This is a genomic window from Pectobacterium sp. PL64 (assembly GCF_022477975.1).
GTDB lineage: Bacteria > Pseudomonadota > Gammaproteobacteria > Enterobacterales > Enterobacteriaceae > Pectobacterium > Pectobacterium jejuense.
Window position 1 is genome coordinate 4,386,492 of record NZ_CP092070.1, and the last position, 18,993, is coordinate 4,405,484.

Genomic DNA, 18,993 nt, shown 5'->3' on the forward strand with positions numbered 1-18,993 from the left:
ATGACACGCCGCCCCAACATCAACGAGATACTTCATCAAGATACTGCTCAATACGCTGCCGCGTTTCGTCAATCGCCGGAGCGTATTGCCCCGCCAGCACCTGTTCAAAATCCCGCAGCCAGAAACCGATCTGCTCCCGCTCTTCCAGACGCGTCTGCGCCCAAGCTTTTTCCAGCCGCGCCAACAGGTTGCGGTTCATTAGATTGTCTCTGGGGTGAATCTTCAGCGCTTGCAGTTTCTGGTGACTTTTCTGCTGCTGCTCGGCACTCAGGCCGGTCGGGCTGCGATCGATCACTTTCGTGAAGTTATCGCCGCTGTCCGGCAGGTTAACATCCACTTCCAGCAGCCCATTAATGTCATAGCTGAAACGTACCTCGATGGATTGCTTATACGTTTTCGCTTTTATCGGCATGGTGAATTCATCGATAAACACGTTGTTATCGACGTAAGGGCTTTCCCCCTGATAGATCGCAATGCAGATGTTGTCCTGCCCGGCGGAGCCCGTGGAAAACGTCTCGACCCGCGAGGTCGGCACCACAGTATTGCGCTCCAGTATCGGGGAAAACAGGCCGTTTTGCTTATCGTTGGCGGTCTTAATCCCGAGGGTATACGGGCAAACATCCGTCAGGATCACCTCTTCGATATCCTGCTCACGTAGCCGACAAGCGGCCTGTACCGCTGCGCCTTTAGCGACAACGGTATCCGCATCCAGATGCTGATAAGGTAATTTGCCAAACAGCCTGACCACCAGCTTCTGGATAATCGACATCTTTGATGCCCCACCGACCAGCACCACATGGTCTAGCTGCTCCGGTTTCAGGCGGGCATCATGCAACGCCTGCTCTATCGGCGCGCGAATGCGGTTCATCAACGGCAGCCAGGCCGCTTCGATTTCTTCATTATCCAGTACGATGCGCCATTCTTCCTCTCGCCAGTGCCATACCAGCTCATTCGATTGAGAAGGAAAACCGGGCTGACATTTCAGCGCTTCTGCATGGCTGTAAAGACGCGCCAGATCCGTCGCAGGAATCGCCGCCCCCTCAAGCTTCCACGCATTCAGACAGGTTTTCACCATCGCCTGCGTGAAATCTTCTCCGCCCAGATAGTTGTCGCCCGCCGAACTGTGTACTTCGATCAGCGGAAACGCGTATTCCAGCACGCTGACGTCAAAAGTGCCGCCGCCTAAATCGAAGACCAGCGTACGCCCCAGCTCCTGCGTGTGTAAGCCGTAAGCCATAGAGGCAGCGGTGGGTTCATTGATTAAGCGAACCGCATTCAGCTCTGCCAGTTCTGCCGCAAAACGCGTCTGCTTACGCTGTTCATCGCTGAAATAGGCTGGCACGGAGATCACCACATCCTTGATGGGGTGCCCGAGGTAACTTTCCGCATCGGCTTTGAGCGATTTCAACACCATGGCCGACAGTTCGGCGGGAGAGAACGTTTTATCCCCGAGCCGGAAGGCTTTCTTGCTCCCCATGTAGCGCTTAAACAGCGACGCCGACACCTGCGGGTGCGTAGTCAAACGGGAAATCGCGGGTTTGCCGACCAGAATGCTGCCGTCTTCATCAATGCTGACGGCCGAGGGAGTGAAGTTATCATTCAGCGCATTCGGTATCAGGCGGGCCTCGCCATTTTGCCAAACGCTAATCAGGCTGTTCGTCGTGCCCAGATCGATACCAATCGCCAGAGAAGCGTCTTGCGGGTGCGTCATGCTGTTATTCCTTATTTAACCATTCCGTACACTAACTATTCCCAGAGTGCCCATCAGGCGCAGATCGGTAGCCTGTTCGGCGAGCAGGGCAACAGTATATACATCTTGATCGGGAAAGACCTCGCACGACGGATTCAGGAATATTTTTCAACAGATCTGGTGAGTGATAAATAAGCGTTATATTATTTAATATATAACGATCATTTACGGAGCATTATCATGGGAAACCATTTTGAGCGGGGCGTCCTCGCGGGGCTGAGATCGGCCAATCCAAAATCCACCAACGACATTAATCCCTACTGCTACGACTATCGGCGCGGCTATATCTGTGGCTATGCTCACAATCTGGCGGAAACTAAAGGCGACCGTCAGCAGGCCGCCTTCGAGGCAGGGTTGTTGTCACGCCGCTATGGGCTGGAGAGAGAAAGAGTCGCAGAGTTCTTTACCGAACAAGGTAACCCGTACGCGATTCGGTTTTTTTATGCGGGCTATGATGCGCACACGCCGCGCTAGTAGATACCCGCTAGCGGCGCACGTCGCGTAAATCGAAGCTAATGGGGATTGTGATGGTGAGCTGCGCATTATCCCCTATCACCTCTGCTGGTGGAGCCGGAAGCGGCTGAGCGCGCTGCGGCAAGGCGACAGATTCCTTATCCAGCGGCATCACGCCGCTGCTGCTGGCTAACGAGACGGCCAGCACGTTCCCCGCCCGATCCAACGTCACGCGAATCTGGGCGACGCCCTGCAATCGCTGCCTTACCGCCTGCGCCGGGTAACGCTTATAGCGGCTCAGGTGCGCCAGCAGCTGGCTGCTCCAATCCGCAACCCCTTTACGCATCTGCGCGGCATCACTGTTATACGGCGCTGCGACTTGCTGGCTGCTGCCCGGTAGCGGCGCGCTGGTGACTGGTGCGGGCGGTTTTTCCGATGGCGCAATCTCTTCCTGTGGTGTCGTCTCCTGCACCGGCTTTTCCATTTTTTTCTGCACTTTTTTCTGCGGCTGCGGCTTTTCCTTTTGCGCCGTCGTAATAACTGGTTTCGGTGCAAGCGCGAGCGGCGGCACATCCTGCGTCATTTTTTCCGGTTGAGTCGACGCTTCCTGCGGCGTGGACAGCGTCTGCTGCGGGCCGACTGGCGCATCCTGAGGGCTGGGAGTCGATTGCACGCTATCCGCCACCATTAACATCATGGCGGGCGGTGGCGCTTCAATGGAGGAATCAAGCGCGTGGTAGCTAATCCAGACAATCACTCCAGCGTGTAGCGCCAACGCCAGCAGCCAGCCACTCCCCCAACGAACCGTCGTGGCGGGCCGAACCGTATTGTATTTCAGCGTCTGTGCAGCCATTAGCCTACTGCCCCTCGCCGTGGAGACAGGGCTGTACTCTCAATGAATGGGGTTCCGAGGAGGTCATCATGCGTTCTTCATCACATCGTTAGGTATAAAACGGATAGCAGATAATAGTAGGTCGTTCAGCTACGGGGATCGGGCAGAAAAAAAATGAAAACAGCATAAAAAGTAATGTTATTACGTTTTAGTAGGATATTTTATCGCGCAGCAATCTGAACCCAGTAGCGAGAGAAATAACGCACCTGTACAGGAAGCGCCTCCACCAGCGCCGCTAAAATATTATCGGTATCCGACAGCGGGAAGACGCCGGAAAACCGCAGGCTCTCCACCTCGGGCTGGCAGCGAATAACACCGCTGCGATAGCGGCTCAGTTCGTCAACAAAATCCACCAGACGCTGATTATCCGCCAGCAGCTGTCCTTTCACCCAGGCAGGTTCAGCCTTCGTCGTCTCGATCTGGCCGCAACGCTGCGTAGTGAACGTCGCGGTCTGTCCGCTTTTCACCACCTGTACATCCTGACCGTTCTGCTGCGGATGAAGTCTCACCGCGCCGTCATACACCGCCACCTGAGTATGTTCATCCTGCACTCGCAGACTGAAGCGCGTACCCAGCGCCTGCACCTTTCCCTGTGCCGTCGTCACGATGAAAGGGCGCGGATACAACGCGGCCTTCTCCGCCTGACCGGTTTCGATCATGACTTCACCGCGAATCAGCGTGAGCTGGCGTAGGTCGTCACCGTAGGCCACATTCAGCGCCGTCTGCGTATTCAGCAGCAGCGTCGTGCCATCGTCCAATACCGCATGGCGCTGTTCACCGATCTGCGTCTGGTAATCCGCCGTCAACGACTGCCAAAGGTCGGTGCGCGATCCGGCCACGCCAGCGCCTCCGGTCAGACAGAGAATCGCCAACGCTTTGAGTATGCTGCGACGCTGCATACCGTTAAGCGTCGACAGGCTCTGGTGTGCTGCCCGTGCGTTAAGCTGACCCAGATTGGCACACACGGATTCGATATGCTGCCACGCCTGTTCGTTATCCGGCGAGGCGTCCCGCCAACGCTGCCACTCGCGGCGATCTTGTTCGGTGACGCTGTCGGACATCAGCTGCGTCAGCCACGCCACCGCTTCACGCGCGCTGTCTGGCTGAATCGGCTGACCCTGTCGGTCACGATAAAAAGTGCGATCGTTCATAGCGGCAGCGCAAAGAAACACTGGAGGTTGGCGCGTTGCAGATACTGTTTCACCGAACTGCTGGAAACCCGCAAGCGTTCGGCGATATCGCTGTAGCGCATACCGTGGAGGTGGGCAAGCAGAAACGCTTCCCTGACCGGCGCTGGCAGGCCGTCCAATGCGGCATCAAGCTGTTCAAGAATTTCGAGGGTAAGCAGACGCGTTTCCGGGGAGGGCATGCAGGTATCCGGCTGCGTGCTCAGCACGTCCAGATAGGCATCTTCAATCTTTTTACGACGATAATGATTGGCGACCAAACGGCGAGCCACGGTAGCCAGAAACGGGCGCGGCTGGCGAATTGTGAGCAGTTCCGGGTTCATCAACACGCTAAGGAACGTGTCCTGTGCCAGATCTTCCGCATGCTGGGCGCAGTCCAGTTTATGGCGCAGCCAGTTACACAGCCAGCGGTGGTGATCGAAATAGAGCTGCTGGGCAAAGTCATTAACGCTGGCCGTCGCTTTCCTCACCATCGAACTTTACCCCAGAGCACTATTTAAACATAAGAATGATAATCGTTCTTATTTATGTTTTTTCCCTCTGACTGTCAAGTTCCGAAGCGAAAATTATTCAAATTTGCTGAATTTGCATTACGCCCATGCAACATCACCCGCTAACGGGGCGGCGATCTTAACCGCCCCGAGTACCGCGATTAGAAACGCTGTAACACGCTGATTTTTACGTTACGTCCTACGCCGGATACGGATTCGCCCAGATACGGGTAGTAGTCAGTATTCAGCAGGTTATCAACCGTCACACGTGCTTCAAATCCTTTTATCGCCTGCGGCTGCCAGCTGGCAAACAGACCATGCAGTACGTATCCCTTCGTCTTCGGTAACGCCCAGCCAGAAGCCAGCGGATCGCCGTCAGTAGGTGAACGATCCTGCTTACGCACAAAATCGCCCGTCCAGCCTACCGCCATATCCAGACTCGGAATTTTGGTGCCCAGCGTGGCGTGTGCTGTCGTTGGTGGGATTTCGGCAACCCAGGTTCTATTGCCCCACGGGTTGCGCGGTGACGCATCACGTTCGCCACGAATCGAGGAGAAGGACAGGCTGCCAAACAGCCAGCGGCTGTCGTAGAAGGATTCAATCTCAACCCCTTCGATGGTATATCCCGGCAGGTTGCGATAAACCGACAGCGGCCCAGCACAGGAGGAATTGCTGCCCGTCTGGGAAGACGCCTCGCAATACACACCGGTACGTTTGAAAATTTCGTTTTTACCGCGGTTACGGAATAGCGTGGTACGGATTTGCAGACTGTCCTCTTCCAGCATCAGGTTGTTGAAGTCCAGAATCGCGCCCAGACGAAACGCTTTAATGCTTTCCACGTCCAGATTACGGCTGGTTCCCGGCACGCTGGACGCGGCAGACTGCACTTCATACTGTTCATCGATGACGGGCGCGCGCCAGGTACGGCTAGCATCGGCAAACAGCGAAAGATTGTCCGTCGCCTTCCAGAGTGCGCCAATACGCGGCGACCAACCCGTGTAGGTCACGCTGCTGTAGTCATGCCCAGCAGCCGGGTTGCTGCTGTTATAACGAGGGGCAATGTTGGGTTGGGCAGTGTTCGTCACGTGGTCATAGCGGACACCCGGCGTAATCGTCACGCTACCCAGCGTCACGGCGTCTTGCACATACAGACTGCGGGTTTCCTGCTCGCCTGACGGCATGTAGTGAGGCTGGAAATAGCCGTAGTTATACTCGGCGCTATTCTTACCTGACGGGTAATACATCAGCGTATTACGCTTATGCTGGTGCCAGCGCATCCCGACCAGCACAGTATGGTCGAACGGACCAGTGCTGAAACGGCTTTCATTACTGACTTCCGCGAGCTGATCTTTATAGTTAATCCAGCTTTCATTCCCTAGTGTTCCCAGGAAACTGTCTTGCGCTGCCGTATCGGAACGTCTGTCGTGCTGTTCAGTTTTTGACGTGGCAAATGACGCCGTCAGATTCAGCCATGGTTTATCCTCCGGTGCGATATTCCATTTCAGCGAGTAGTTCTTATCGATCTGATCACGATAAACCAGTTTGCGCAGCCAGGCTTCTTCCCAGCCATAGCGATCAATATCCCTTTGTGAGGGGGCGGTCATGTCATCACGCTTAGCAGCAAACGGCTGCCAGCCGTCAGATTCGGAGCGCATGGCGGAAAGCGTCAGCGTCTGAGCATCCGTCAGATAGATGTTGGTCTTCAGTAAGTAGGACGCCATATCGCTGGTCGAGTAGGCAAAGCGCGTACCGTCAGGGCGTTCGATGTTGTCGCCATCACGTTTGCTCATATAGAGCAGGCCATCAGCCATTCCCTCTTCCGTGCGGCCATACAGCGCGCCGCTGTAGATATTTTGTCGATCGTTGGTGTGATAGCTGTATTTGACCATCCCACCGAAATTTTCTCCCGGCATCAGCAGATCGCTGGCGTCTTTGGTATCAACGTGAATGGTGCCGCCGAAGCCGCCGTTGCCGCTGCGAATATCATGCGGCCCTTTATCGACATCAATACGTTTAATCAGCTCAGGCTCAATAAATACCGAGCCCTGCCGGTATTTCTCAAAGCCTTTTGGCGCACCGTCCAGCACGACTTTGACGTCTTCCATATCGCCCATGCCCCAGATATTCAGGCTCTGCCCACCAGGGCGGGGAGAACCCGCCATCGACACGCCGGGGAGTTTATCGAGCAGGCTGGCAATATTATCGGCCTGTACGCGGTCAACATCGGCCTGACGTAGCACGGAACGTCCGGCGGCGGCGCTGTCCGATGTGCCGCCAACGACCGAGAGCGTCGGGATCATCAGGCTGCCGTCGCTTCCTTCGGTGGCAAGCGCGGATTCCAGCCGATAGCCCGTGGCCGTCTGGACTGCACTCAGCCCTGTTCCTGCCAGTGCAGCCGCAAACGCGGCCTGAACGGTGTAGGTTCCCTGTATGCTCCCGCTGGTTTTATTCTGTGTTTGATCGGGAGAAAACGTGAGAATGACATTGGCGCGGCTGGCGACGGCCTGCAGCGTGGATCCGAGCGGCCCTGCCGGAATGGAAAACGTCACTGTCGGTGCTGCGGCAGTAGCAGCCGTTTCCGCCGCCAGCGCCGAGCCGACCGTTCCGGTACTCAAGATCAACACGCCAGACAGTGCCAGATGCACTGCCCGAGCCACCGTCAAGGCGGGTTTGTGCGCGATGCGCCCGCCATTATGATTATTTATCGCCATTGTCATTCCCCTGAAGTATTGAAAAAAAAGACACATCAGGTAGGTCACGCGAAAAATCAAATCGGGCAGAAAAAGTGCAAAAATTTTCAGGAAAACCTCTTCAATGCGATGTAAGCAGACGTGTTCTGGCGATCAACGGGGCTTCTCCATCACCGAAAAACGCACCTTCGGTCACGAACGGCATCCCCTCCGCCATTGATTTTCACGGCGCTTGACCTCATCTTAGTGATTAATCCGCAATAGATATCCGCCTTGCCGGTTTCTCTCTGCAACGGATTTCACTTACCGGCAACGAGATCACCCACAATTATCAGGACGGCACCATGACGAATCCATTACTGACCTCATTTACCCTGCCCCCATTCTCCAGCATCAAAACGGAAGATATTGTCCCTGCGGTGAAGTCCGCACTGGATGAATGCCGCGAGACGGTAGAACGCGTGGTGGCGCAAGCGGGGCCGTTTACATGGGACAATCTGTGCCAACCGCTGGCAGACAGTGACGATCGTCTTGGCCGCATCTTCTCACCCATCAGCCACCTGAACGCGGTGAAGAACAGCCCAGAACTGCGGGCGGTTTATGAAGAATGTCTGCCGCTGCTGTCCGAACACAGCACCTGGGTCGGCCAACATGCCGGCCTCTATCAAGCTTATCGCAGCCTGCGCGACGGCGAGCACTACGCCGCACTGAGCGTGGCGCAGAAGAAATCCGTTGATAACGCGCTGCGTGATTTTGAGCTGTCCGGTATCGGTCTGTCGCCGGAAAAACAGAAACGCTACGGCGAAATCTCCGCTCGTCTGTCCGAACTCGGTTCGCAATACAGCAACAACGTGCTGGATGCCACTATGGGCTGGAGCAAGCTGATTACCGATGTCGCCGAGCTGGATGGCATGCCGGAAAGCGCGCTGGCAGCGGCCAAAGCGCAGGCTGAAGCCAAAGAACAAGACGGCTGGCTGCTGACGCTGGATATCCCAAGCTACCTGCCAGTGATGACCTACTGCACCAATCAGGCGCTGCGTGAAGAGATGTACCGCGCCTACGGCACCCGCGCGTCCGATCAGGGGCCGAACGCGGGCAAGTGGGACAACAGTGAGGTGATGGCAGAAGAGCTGGCACTGCGTCACGAGCTGGCACAGCTGCTGGGCTTCGACAGCTATGCGCACAAGTCGCTGGCGACCAAAATGGCGGAAAACCCGCAGCAGGTGCTCGATTTCCTGACCGATCTGGCTAAACGCGCCCGTCCACAGGCTGAAGAAGAACTCGCGCAGCTGCGTGCCTTCGCCAAAGAACACTACGGCGTGGATGAATTGCAGGCCTGGGATATCACCTACTACAGCGAACAGCAGAAGCAACATCTGTATTCCATCAGCGACGAGCAGCTTCGCCCGTACTTCCCGGAAGAACGCGCGGTGAACGGCCTGTTCGAAGTGGTCAAACGCATCTACGGCATCACCGCCAAAGAGCGCAAAGACGTTGATGTCTGGCACCCGGACGTTCGCTTCTTCGATCTGTTCGATGAAAGCGGTGAACTGCGCGGCAGCTTCTACCTCGATTTGTACGCCCGTGAACACAAGCGCGGCGGAGCCTGGATGGACGACTGCGCGGGTAAACTGCGTAAAGGCAATGGCGAACTGCAAAAACCGGTCGCCTATCTGGTCTGTAACTTCAACCGTCCGGTCAACGGCAAACCAGCGCTGTTTACTCACGACGAAGTCACTACGCTGTTCCACGAATTCGGTCACGGCCTGCACCACATGTTGACCCAGATCGATACCGCCGGTGTCGCGGGCATCAACGGCGTACCGTGGGATGCGGTCGAACTGCCGAGCCAGTTCATGGAAAACTGGTGCTGGGAACCGGAAGCGCTGGCCTTTATCTCCGGCCACCACGAAACTGGTGAACCGCTACCGCAGGAATTGCTGGATAAAATGCTGGCGGCGAAGAACTATCAGGCTGCGCTATTCATTCTGCGTCAGCTGGAATTCGGACTGTTCGATTTCCGTCTGCATGCCGAGTTTGATCCTGCTAAAGGCGCGCAGATTCTGCCGACGCTGGCCGAAATCAAAGCGCAGGTGGCCGTGGTGCCAAGCCCAAGCTGGGGCCGCTTCCCGCACGCGTTCAGCCACATCTTCGCTGGCGGTTATGCCGCAGGCTACTACAGCTATCTGTGGGCCGACGTCCTGGCGGCGGATGCTTACTCTCGCTTCGAGGAAGAAGGTATCTTCAACCGTGAAACCGGTCAGTCATTCCTGGATAACATCCTGACCCGCGGCGGTTCCGAAGAGCCAATGGAGCTGTTCAAACGCTTCCGTGGCCGTGAACCGCAGTTGGATGCCATGCTCGCGCATTACGGCATCAAAGGATGAGCATCTGCTTAATCGCAGAAGAAGGCGCCGATAGTGGCGCCTTATCTTCTCTGGCTGCACGCTGGGGGCTGGTTTCCGATACCAACGCGATAATGGCACTGGTGCTGACTGCGGAACGTCTGGAACTGCGTAAGCAGGACGAACCCAAGCTTGGCGCTATTTTCGTGGATTTCGTTGGTGGGGCGATGGCGCACCGTCGCCGCTTTGGCGGTGGACGCGGCGAGGCCGTTGCCAAAGCTGTTGGGATCAAAAAAGATTACCTGCCGGATGTCGTGGATGCGACCGCTGGGCTAGGCCGCGATGCTTTTGTGCTGGCCGCATTAGGCTGCCACGTACGCATGGTGGAGCGCAATCCGGTGGTTGCGGCGCTGCTGGACGACGGGTTACAACGTGGCTATCAGGACGCAGAAATTGGCCCGTGGCTACGGGAGCGGCTGACGCTGCTGCACGCGTCGAGTATGACCGCGCTGCGTGATATCACACCGCCGCCGGATGTGGTTTATCTCGATCCGATGTTTCCGCACAAACAAAAGAGCGCGCTGGTGAAAAAAGAAATGCGCGTGTTTCAGTCGCTGGTGGGGGCGGATGACGATGCCGATGCGCTGCTGGAACCCGCCCGCGCGCTGGCGAAAAAACGCGTCGTGGTGAAACGACCAGACTATGCGCCGCCGCTGGCGGGCGTACCAGCACAATCCATGCTGGAAACCAAAAGCCACCGTTTTGATTTCTATCTTCCCGCCTGAAAAATCTCATCGCCGCGACGCTAAGCGTATCGGCGACTAAAAACTTACCCTGCTTCGCATTTCCTACGCTGCTTTTGCAAAGTCTGTGGCACTAATGAGAAGCAAATCGCATAATTCCGCACTATCACCGTTTATGACACTAAGATGACATAATGAAAAAAACGCTTCTGTCACTTCTGCTTTGTTTGAGTACTTCTGCTATGGCCGCTCAAGAACCCGTCAATATTACGATTCTGGGGACATCCGATCTGCATGGCACCTTTGTTCCCTGGGATTACGCCACTGACACCGCCAACATGGCGGGCAGCCTGAGCCAGATCGCTACACAGGTGCATAAGATTCGCGCACAGCAGCCGAATGTGATTCTGGTTGATGCGGGCGACACCATTCAGGGCAACTTTGTCGAAACCTTCAAAAATGACAAAACCAGCCCGATGATCCTCGGTTTTAACGCCCTGGATTATGATGTCTGGGTGCTGGGCAACCACGAGTTCGATTTCGGCCTGAACGTGCTTTCCACCTCGCTTGACCAGTTCAAAGGCACCGCGCTGGCAGGCAACATTTTTTGGGAAAGCGGTAAACCTTACTTACCCGCCTATAAAATTGTCGAACGGCAGGGCGTGAAGATTGGCATCATCGGTATGGATACGCCGATGACCGCAGAATTCGCCAAAGGCACTGACCGCGTGAAAGGGCTGAACTTTACCGATCCCGTCGGGGCGGTAAAAACCGTTATCCAGCAACTCCACGGCAAAGTGGATGCCATCGTGCTGGTCGCCCATATGGGAATCGATAACGAAAACCAGCGACCGGGCACTGGCGTCGGTGATATCGCTCGCGCGAATCCTGAATTAGCCGCCATCGTCGCGGGTCATATGCACGTAAAAGTGGATAAAGAGGTGATTAATGGCGTGATCGTCACCGAACCGGACAGATATGGCCGCGCACTGTCGCGCATCGATTTGCAGTTTGAGCAGCAGAACGGCAAGTACGTGCTGATCAACAAAGACAGCTATACCTATTCGATCAAGGACGTGGATTCTGACCGCAAGATGGAAGACATCTACGAGCCTTATCATAATACTCTGCGCGCCAACGCTAACCGTCCGATTGCCCAGCTTCTTGGGCACGATCTGGTGCCGCAAGATATCGTGAAAGGCATTCCTCAGGTACACGTGCAGGACACAGGCATCAGCGCCCTGTTCCAGGAAGCCAGCCGCTATTACGCCCCTAAAGCGCAGGTTATCGCGCTGCAAATTGATAACGACCGGCCAAAGCTGAACGTCGGCACCATCGCCGCGAAGGACATTGCCTTTAACTATCAATATGCTGGCGGTGAGATCACGGTTTATCAGCTCACCGGTAAAGAACTGAAGAAATACATGGAATGGTCAGCGGGTTACTTCAACCAGCTACAGGACGGCGATGTGACTTACAGCTTTAATCCGCAGCGCCGCGCGTCCAAGTATTCCACCAATGATTTCTTCGACGGCGTCACGTACACCATCGACCTGACGAAACCCGCTGGGCAGCGCATCACCGACCTGAAAATGAATAACGGCACGCCGGTTACCGACGACACGCCGATTCGTCTGGGCATGAACAGCTACCGCATGGGCCACCTGACGCAGAAAGGCGGCGTGCTAGAAGGCATGCAGTTCCCGGTGCTGTCGGACACCAAAGCGGAATATGGCGAAGAGGCGGGCACGATTCGTAACCTGACCATCCGTTATCTGACCGAAGTGAAAAAAGGCCAATACGAAGGTACAGTACCGCAGCGCTGGAAGCTGGCGGGATTGCAGGGCAATGAGCGCGAACGCCACATCGTCGAATCGCTGCTCAACAGCGGAAAAATCAGCGTACCGACCTCAGATGATGGCCGCTACAGCAACGTGCAATCCATCAACGTGAAAGCATTATTGCTGCCGGATGCTGCGCAGAGGGAGAAACGCGTGGCGGAATTGACGCAACAGCGCGACAGCGCCACCAACGCGTTGACCAAACAGCGGCTGAACGATCAGCTGACGATTATCGCAGCCATTAACTAACCGACGCCTCAGCGGGAATCCAAGACCGCTGACAACGTGCGTCGAGCGGTGATAATGGATAGATCGTAAAGACGCTGCACAGCCTGCCATTGGCAGGCTGTATTATCTCTCGCTGCGGGCTTTCCAACGTTCGCTCGTCAGGTAGCCGTTCACGCCTACATCCAGGAAAGGACGCGGCGGCAGGTAGTTCGCCTGTCCGAGCGATTGCATATCGCCAATCAGCGGGTTGTCTTCACCCAGCGCCAAATCCGCCAGAATATGTCCAGCAGCAGTTTGCTTCGACAGCCCCGCCCCGTTACAGCCTGCGGACGCGTACACATTGTCGCTTAGCTGCCCCCAAATTGGCGCACCGTTACGGGTTACGCTAATCAAACCTGACCAAGTATGCGCCATCTTCACGTCGCTCAACTGCGGGAACATCCGGGCAAAAATAGCGGCGTGGCGACGCGCGTGGCGTCCGGTTTCTACCGCGCTATTGACCAGCTCCGGGGCAAATTTCACATGCTCCCGAATTAGGAAACGATGGTCGCGCGTATAGCGCAGCGTCGCACTGGCCAGCGCATTGACCGGCGTCAACCCCCAGTCCGGCATGTCACCCATGCGTGCTATCTGTTCCGCGTTCAGCGGTTCTGTCAGGGTCGCGAAGGTCGCCACGGCAAACACCCGGCCATTAAACAGCGGCAGGCCGCGCGCCGCGCCGTTAATCGCCATCATCAGCTTATCCGCCTGAATCTCGCCGTACGGTGTTTCCACGCGAATGCGCGATCCGGTTTCGATATTCAGCGCGGGTGAATGGGCGTAAACCGTCACGTTCTTCGGTAAATTCGCCACCAGCCCGACCACCAGCGCCGCCGGGTTTAGCAGAATGCAATTGGGAGTATACACAGCACGATGGTAGAAAGACGTGCCGAGGCGGCGAGCAAGCTCGTCTTTTTCCACCACCTGATAGGGTTCACCCAGATCGTTCAATTCACGGACATAGGTATCGATCAGGCCGTTAAACGTTGAACTGACGGCGCAGTGATATTTCCCCGCCACACTCCAGTCGCACGCAATCGCATGGCGATCCACCTTCTCTTTCAGATGCGCCACACCGGACTGCAACAGACGACGATAAGCCGCTGCTTTTTCCAGCTCGGCCGTCGAGCTACCGATGTTGTGCGGCAAATCGATAACGAAACCGGAATTACGACCGGAGGCATTGTCGCCAATCTCGCCCGCATCCAGCAGGATAATGTGTTTATCCGGGCGCTGTTCAGCCAGACGCTGTGCAAAGGCAATCCCCGCATAGCCCGCGCCGATCACCAGCCAGTCCGCCGTTGTTTTTCCACGCTGCTGCGGGTAATTAGGTTTATCGATAAGATCTGCCGACCAGCCATTACGATTCTGATCGAAAGGAAGATGTTTGATTTTCACAATGGTGTAAGCCTTGAAGAGAACGGGTTGTACCAGAAGACTGACGATACGCAATGCTGATTAAGATAAAGAAAGGCAGGAAGCGGTGTCCAGCAAGAAATGTCGCTAAAATTTAGATAAATAAGTGAGAAATCAAAGCGCCTGCGAATACAGGCGCTTTAAGTAAAGCAGGTGTTACACGACGCCCTGCGCCAGCATCGCGTCGGCCACTTTTACAAAGCCCGCCACGTTGGCACCGCGCACGTAGTTAGTCTGGCTGTTTTCACCGCCGTACTGCACACAGGCATTGTGAATATCCAGCATGATGTGGTGCAGGCGCGCATCTACCTTCTCGGCTTTCCAGCCCAAACGTGCTGCGTTCTGCGCCATTTCCAGACCGGATGTCGCCACGCCGCCGGCGTTGGCCGCTTTGCCCGGCGCAAACAGCACGCCTGCATCCAGGAACGCGTCGGTCGCTGGGATCGTGGTTGGCATGTTGGCACCTTCTGCCACGGCTTTCACACCGTTAGCAATCAGCGTCTGCGCCGCTGGCAGATCCAGCTCATTCTGCGTCGCACACGGCAGCGCGATGTCTACCGGTACTTCCCACGGCGTTTTGCCTGCGAGGTAGGTCAGTTTCGCTTCGCGCGCGTAATCTTCCACGCGGCCATAGCGTTTGTTTTTAATCTCTTCCAGCAGCGCCAGTTTCTCTGTGGTAAACCCGTTCTCATCCACCACCGTGCCGTTAGAATCCGATGCCGTAACCACGCGTGCACCCAGTTCCATCGCTTTTTCAATCGCGTACTGCGCCACATTACCGGAGCCGGATACCGCGACACGCATGCCTTCAAAGCCCAGACCGTGGCGTTTCAGCATCGCTTCCGTGAAGTAGATCAGACCATAGCCCGTCGCTTCAGGACGGATCAGACTGCCGCCGAACGACAATCCTTTACCGGTGAAGACGCACGCGGTGTTGTTGGTCAGTTTCTTCATCATGCCGGTCATGAAACCGACTTCACGGCCGCCCACGCCGATGTCGCCCGCCGGAACGTCTGTGTCCGCACCCAGATGACGATACAGCTCCGTCATCAGTGCCTGACAGAAGCGCATGACTTCGCCCTGGCTTTTCCCTTTCGGGTTAAAGTCCGAGCCGCCTTTGCCGCCGCCCATTGGCAGCGTCGTCAGCGCATTTTTGAAGGTCTGCTCGAAGCCGAGGAATTTCAGAATCGACAGGTTAACGGACGGGTGGAAACGCATGCCGCCTTTGTATGGGCCGATCGCAGAGCTGAACTGGACACGCCAGGCGCGGTTTACCTGTACCTGACCTTTGTCGTCCGTCCATGCGACGCGGAACTGAATCACGCGTTCTGGTTCTACCAATCGTTCCAGCAGGCTGTAATCCGCATAGTGAGGGTTCTGTTCCAGAAAAGGCCACAGAGTGGAAAGGACTTCATTAACGGCCTGTAGAAACTCAGGCTGATGCGGATCGCGTTGTTGAACAGAATCAAGAAAACTTGCCAGAGATACGATTTGTGCCATGAACAGCTCCTGATTGAACGAATAAGTTCCCGTCTGCTTCTTTATTTTTAGACACGCAGAAGCTTGTGGGATCGGTGAAAATGATGTTGTGTCCTCTGGACTATAACACTGGCGATGGATATTTAAGCAAGCGTTTTCTTTTCAGATAAACGTTATAATCCAATGGGATAGGAAGGGTTTTTTGGCGATTTGAGAAGAGAAATTTGCTATAAGTTTTTGTTATATAACAAAAGGCACAGCTAAGAAGCCGTGCCTTTCATCACTGAAAAAAAATGCAAAAAAAGCTAATTTTTATTCGTCTTCATCATCACGCAGCGGCACGATGAGCATGTCGACATGTACGGTATTAATCAGCTGACGAGCAGAAGACATCAGTTTGCTCCAGAAGTCCTGATGGTGACCGCACAGCACGAGATCGACATCATATTTCTTAATCGCATCAACCAGCACCTGCCCTAAATCGCCGCTGCCGCTCAGCGTCTCGCTGATAGGGTAGCCCGCGTTCTGGGACAGCTCAGCCAACGCGTTCTGGGTTTCTTCGGAGATACGCTGTTGCATGTCACCCAGATTGACGTCAATCAGCCCGGTGTAGAGATCGGAGTAGTTCACATCGACGTGGATTAACGACACTTTCGCATTGTACGGCCTTGCCATTGAAACCGCTTTTTCCACTAACACTTTGCTTTCTGGAGAAAGGTCAACAGCAATAAGGATGTGTTTGTAAGCCATAATAAGACTCCTTCCGTAAAGACTAATTAAGGGTTAGCAGATATTTCTCCTGCCGCTCTAATACTTAACAGAGAGTTATACGATAGCACTCGTCCGCGCTATCGGACTGTTCAGTCGATCACAACCCGTTTTCAAACCTGTTAATTCTATTGATAAGTGTAGTAGAAACCGCTCCTTTTCACAGTTAAATCGCGCAGCTTCTCCTTTCAGAAAGGGCATTATCTCGTCGAAAATCGTCCTTCATGCCGATTGCGCCTGCCTCTCTGGCACAAACGAACATTCTTCTTCTACACTACAAGTAGGGGGCGGTGAGCCTGTCCGCTGCACCCTGGGATGGAAAACGAGAATGGGGCTAGCCGTGATGCCGTTGGCTATCCAAAATGACAATAAAATCGTGCGCAAGCGCGTGGCATAACTATTCGTAGAAAAATGTCACAGACAAACGTCGTAGATAAGCGTCGCGGATAAATAGTAACGCTTGTCATCGGTGACAGGTGGACAACGGGAAGGTATGGCCATCGAATCTGACGAATAGAACGACCGGGAGGGAAGCATGATTAGTACATTTGCGCTTTTCTGGGCTTTATGTATCGTCTGCATCATCAATATGGCGAGGTACTACTCTTCATTACGCGTGTTACTGCTGATTTTGCGTGACTGTGACCCGCTGCTTTACCAATACGTTGACGGGGGTGGCTTCTTTACATCGCACGGCCAGCCAAGTAAACAAATCCGGCTGGTACGCTATATCTACGCGCAACGCTATCTTGATCATCACGACCCTGAGTTTATTCGCCGTTGCGAGCGAGTGCGGGGACAGTTTCTGCTTACGACCGCCCTGTGTGGCCTTATCGTCATCAGTCTGTTTGCGATGACAATATGGTATTAAACGCGGGTACTGACACAATTCTTTGGCATTAGCATAACTATTGCTATTAACACCATCATTGGTATGACAACCATGAACGTCGATAAAAAGTAAAAAGGCGATTCCCCACAGAATCGCCTTTTTTTATGACGGACATCCTTGTCCGTTACCCTTCGGGCCGTCGCAAGCGACGTTGAAAAACGTTCCCTACGTTTTTTTATGCGTGATGAATTAACGCCGTTAGATCAGCTTCAACGCCAGCCAGTACAGCGTACCGGACATCAGCATTGAGACAGGCAGCGTCAGCACCCAGGCAAGCAGAATACTTCTTATCGTTTTGCCCTGTACACCACCACCGTCCGCAATCATCGTCCCGGCAACCGCCGAAGACAATACGTGCGTGGTGGAAACTGGCATACCGGTATAGCTGGCAACGCCAATCGACAAGGCCGCCGTCACCTGCGCCGAAACGCCCTGTGCGTAGGTCATGCCTTTCTTACCAATCTTCTCACCGATGGTCACTGCAACGCGTTTCCAGCCCACCATGGTGCCCAGAGACAGCGCCAATGCGACAGCGACGATAATCCAAAGAGGCGCGTACTCAACCGTCTGTAGCATGTCTTTACGCAGGTTGCTCAGGTAGCGCTTATCTTCGCCCGACGTTTCTGGCAGCTTGATCACCCGATCCATCGTGTCAGAGATACACATCAGCAAACGACGTACTCTGCTACGATCGTCAGGATTCAGCTGGTCGTAACTTTTCAGGTTATTCAGCAGGCCCTGTGTACGGTCAATCGCAATCATCACGCGTGAACTGTCACAGTGAAACTCTTTCTGACCGTTGCCAGGAATCGTGCTTTCTGGCGTAGGAATGACTGGCGGAGACAGGTCGATCACATGCGTCAGCGCGTCGCCGTGCTGCTTGTAGTATTCCTGCAAATTGACAACGGCATCACGGGTACGGCTGATGTCATAGCCAGACGCGTTCATGTTGACAATAAACCCGGCTGGCGCGACGCCAATCAGCACCAGCATAATCAAGCCGATACCTTTCTGACCGTCGTTTGCACCATGAGAGAAGCTCACACCAATCGCCGATAAAATCAGCGCGGTACGCGTCCAAAACGGCGGCTTACGTTTACCGTCCTGCTTTTCGCGATCGACAGGCGTCAGATGCACGCGCTTGCGTTTTTTGCTGTTGTTCCAGAACCGACGCAGCACCAGCACCAGCAGACCTGCAACTACCATCCCCACAATCGGCGAGAGCAGCAACGACAGGAAAATGCTGATCATTTTCGGCACGTTCAACGCATCCACGACAGAGGTATCCGTCAACAGTGCGTTGGTTAAACCAATACCGATAATGGAGCCGATCAGCGTGTGAGAACTGGAGGCAGGAATACCGAAGTACCAGGTACCGAGGTTCCAGATAATGGCAGCCAGCAGCATGGAAAAGACCATGGCCAGGCCGTGCGCCGAACTCACGTTCAGCAATAAATCCGTGGGGAGAAGGTGAACAATTGCATAGGCCACGCTCAGGCCGCCCAGCAGTACACCGAAGAAATTAAAGACACCCGCCATAACAACAGCAAACTCGGCACGCATGGCACGGGTATAAATAACAGTGGCAACGGCATTCGCAGTATCGTGAAAACCGTTGATGGCTTCATACATCAGTACAAACAACAAAGCCAATATCAACATCAGGCCAGTGTAGTAATCCAAACCGGCAAATAAATGTAGCATAAACGTTAGGCCATTTAGTGGTCATGAACGCGGCGCATTATCGGCGACAAGCAGGGGTCGGGAAAAGCGAAATAT

The 18,993-nt window shown here is 54.8% G+C and carries 14 protein-coding genes; 5 read left to right on the top strand and 9 right to left on the bottom strand.

The genetic code is table 11. The annotated features are described in order from the left end of the window. Positions 1 to 19: 19 nt before the first annotated feature. Complete coding sequence (locus HP572_RS19740; RefSeq protein WP_240584108.1) at positions 20 to 1,711, bottom strand: molecular chaperone HscC; 1,692 nt, start codon at positions 1,709 to 1,711, stop codon at positions 20 to 22. A gap of 219 nt (positions 1,712 to 1,930) precedes the next feature. Between HP572_RS19740 and HP572_RS19745 the strand changes: the two genes are divergently transcribed. Next, positions 1,931 to 2,224 (top strand): DUF2623 domain-containing protein, encoded by a 294-nt coding sequence (locus HP572_RS19745; RefSeq protein ID WP_005968196.1) that lies wholly within the window; start codon positions 1,931 to 1,933, stop codon positions 2,222 to 2,224. Positions 2,225 to 2,234: 10 nt separating this feature from the next. Here HP572_RS19745 and HP572_RS19750 read toward each other — a convergent pair whose 3' ends face one another. From HP572_RS19750 to HP572_RS19765, 4 genes are all read right to left on the bottom strand, one after another. Beyond that, positions 2,235 to 3,056 carry an energy transducer TonB gene (locus HP572_RS19750; protein WP_240584109.1) on the bottom strand — a complete coding sequence of 274 codons (822 nt, stop codon included), beginning with the start codon at positions 3,054 to 3,056 and terminating at the stop codon, positions 2,235 to 2,237. 200 nt (positions 3,057 to 3,256) lie between these two features. Next, on the bottom strand, positions 3,257 to 4,246 hold the full coding sequence (locus HP572_RS19755; RefSeq protein ID WP_240584110.1) for a FecR domain-containing protein: 990 nt from the start codon (positions 4,244 to 4,246) through the stop codon (positions 3,257 to 3,259). Then, on the bottom strand, positions 4,243 to 4,755 hold the full coding sequence (locus HP572_RS19760) for a sigma-70 family RNA polymerase sigma factor (RefSeq protein WP_174870175.1): 513 nt from the start codon (positions 4,753 to 4,755) through the stop codon (positions 4,243 to 4,245). Before HP572_RS19760 ends, HP572_RS19755 begins: the two co-directional genes overlap by 4 nt. A gap of 179 nt (positions 4,756 to 4,934) precedes the next feature. Next, positions 4,935 to 7,484, bottom strand: coding sequence for a TonB-dependent hemoglobin/transferrin/lactoferrin family receptor (locus HP572_RS19765; RefSeq protein ID WP_240584111.1), 2,550 nt, complete (start codon positions 7,482 to 7,484; stop codon positions 4,935 to 4,937). 323 nt (positions 7,485 to 7,807) lie between these two features. Between HP572_RS19765 and prlC the strand changes: the two genes are divergently transcribed. The 3 genes from prlC to HP572_RS19780 all read left to right on the top strand — a co-directional run bounded on the left by prlC (position 7,808) and on the right by HP572_RS19780 (position 12,641). Further along, positions 7,808 to 9,850 (top strand): oligopeptidase A, encoded by a 2,043-nt coding sequence (prlC, locus tag HP572_RS19770; protein WP_240584112.1) that lies wholly within the window; start codon positions 7,808 to 7,810, stop codon positions 9,848 to 9,850. Next, positions 9,847 to 10,593, top strand: a complete 747-nt coding sequence (gene rsmJ, locus HP572_RS19775; protein WP_240584113.1) for a 16S rRNA (guanine(1516)-N(2))-methyltransferase RsmJ — start codon at positions 9,847 to 9,849, stop codon at positions 10,591 to 10,593. The genes prlC and rsmJ overlap by 4 nt, the downstream gene beginning before the upstream one ends. A gap of 152 nt (positions 10,594 to 10,745) precedes the next feature. Further along, positions 10,746 to 12,641: a bifunctional UDP-sugar hydrolase/5'-nucleotidase gene (locus tag HP572_RS19780; RefSeq protein ID WP_240584114.1), complete on the top strand. Its 1,896-nt coding sequence runs from the start codon at positions 10,746 to 10,748 to the stop codon at positions 12,639 to 12,641. A 102-nt stretch (positions 12,642 to 12,743) separates the two neighbouring features. On the opposite strand, the gene HP572_RS19785 is transcribed toward HP572_RS19780, so the two are convergent. The 3 genes from HP572_RS19785 to uspA form a co-directional block, all read right to left on the bottom strand. Continuing rightward, positions 12,744 to 14,057 carry an FAD-binding oxidoreductase gene (locus HP572_RS19785; protein ID WP_240584115.1) on the bottom strand — a complete coding sequence of 438 codons (1,314 nt, stop codon included), beginning with the start codon at positions 14,055 to 14,057 and terminating at the stop codon, positions 12,744 to 12,746. Between the two features lie 174 nt (positions 14,058 to 14,231). Beyond that, positions 14,232 to 15,575 (bottom strand): NADP-specific glutamate dehydrogenase, encoded by a 1,344-nt coding sequence (gene gdhA, locus HP572_RS19790; RefSeq protein ID WP_240584116.1) that lies wholly within the window; start codon positions 15,573 to 15,575, stop codon positions 14,232 to 14,234. 291 nt (positions 15,576 to 15,866) lie between these two features. Continuing rightward, complete coding sequence (uspA, locus tag HP572_RS19795; protein WP_014913652.1) at positions 15,867 to 16,304, bottom strand: universal stress protein UspA; 438 nt, start codon at positions 16,302 to 16,304, stop codon at positions 15,867 to 15,869. 553 nt (positions 16,305 to 16,857) lie between these two features. Between uspA and uspB the strand changes: the two genes are divergently transcribed. Next, positions 16,858 to 17,193: a universal stress protein UspB gene (gene uspB / locus HP572_RS19800; RefSeq protein WP_010281678.1), complete on the top strand. Its 336-nt coding sequence runs from the start codon at positions 16,858 to 16,860 to the stop codon at positions 17,191 to 17,193. 219 nt (positions 17,194 to 17,412) lie between these two features. Here the strand turns inward: uspB and pitA are convergent, their stop codons facing one another. Then, the gene (pitA, locus tag HP572_RS19805) at positions 17,413 to 18,918 is read right to left on the bottom strand and encodes an inorganic phosphate transporter PitA (protein ID WP_039550184.1); all 1,506 of its coding nucleotides are present in this window, start codon (positions 18,916 to 18,918) and stop codon (positions 17,413 to 17,415) included. Positions 18,919 to 18,993 lie beyond the last annotated feature (75 nt).

Excerpts from the sequence above, each read along its gene's own strand:
- HP572_RS19740 (WP_240584108.1), bottom strand. The coding sequence starts at position 1,711 with ATGACGCACCCGCAAGACGCTTCTCTGGCGATTGGTATCGATCTGGGC.
- HP572_RS19745 (WP_005968196.1), top strand. The coding sequence starts at position 1,931 with ATGGGAAACCATTTTGAGCGGGGCGTCCTCGCGGGGCTGAGATCGGCC.
- HP572_RS19750 (WP_240584109.1), bottom strand. The coding sequence starts at position 3,056 with ATGGCTGCACAGACGCTGAAATACAATACGGTTCGGCCCGCCACGACG.
- HP572_RS19755 (WP_240584110.1), bottom strand. The coding sequence starts at position 4,246 with ATGAACGATCGCACTTTTTATCGTGACCGACAGGGTCAGCCGATTCAG.
- HP572_RS19760 (WP_174870175.1), bottom strand. The coding sequence starts at position 4,755 with ATGGTGAGGAAAGCGACGGCCAGCGTTAATGACTTTGCCCAGCAGCTC.
- HP572_RS19765 (WP_240584111.1), bottom strand. The coding sequence starts at position 7,484 with ATGGCGATAAATAATCATAATGGCGGGCGCATCGCGCACAAACCCGCC.
- prlC (WP_240584112.1), top strand. The coding sequence starts at position 7,808 with ATGACGAATCCATTACTGACCTCATTTACCCTGCCCCCATTCTCCAGC.
- rsmJ (WP_240584113.1), top strand. The coding sequence starts at position 9,847 with ATGAGCATCTGCTTAATCGCAGAAGAAGGCGCCGATAGTGGCGCCTTA.
- HP572_RS19780 (WP_240584114.1), top strand. The coding sequence starts at position 10,746 with ATGAAAAAAACGCTTCTGTCACTTCTGCTTTGTTTGAGTACTTCTGCT.
- gdhA (WP_240584116.1), bottom strand. The coding sequence starts at position 15,575 with ATGGCACAAATCGTATCTCTGGCAAGTTTTCTTGATTCTGTTCAACAA.
- uspA (WP_014913652.1), bottom strand. The coding sequence starts at position 16,304 with ATGGCTTACAAACACATCCTTATTGCTGTTGACCTTTCTCCAGAAAGC.
- uspB (WP_010281678.1), top strand. The coding sequence starts at position 16,858 with ATGATTAGTACATTTGCGCTTTTCTGGGCTTTATGTATCGTCTGCATC.
- pitA (WP_039550184.1), bottom strand. The coding sequence starts at position 18,918 with ATGCTACATTTATTTGCCGGTTTGGATTACTACACTGGCCTGATGTTG.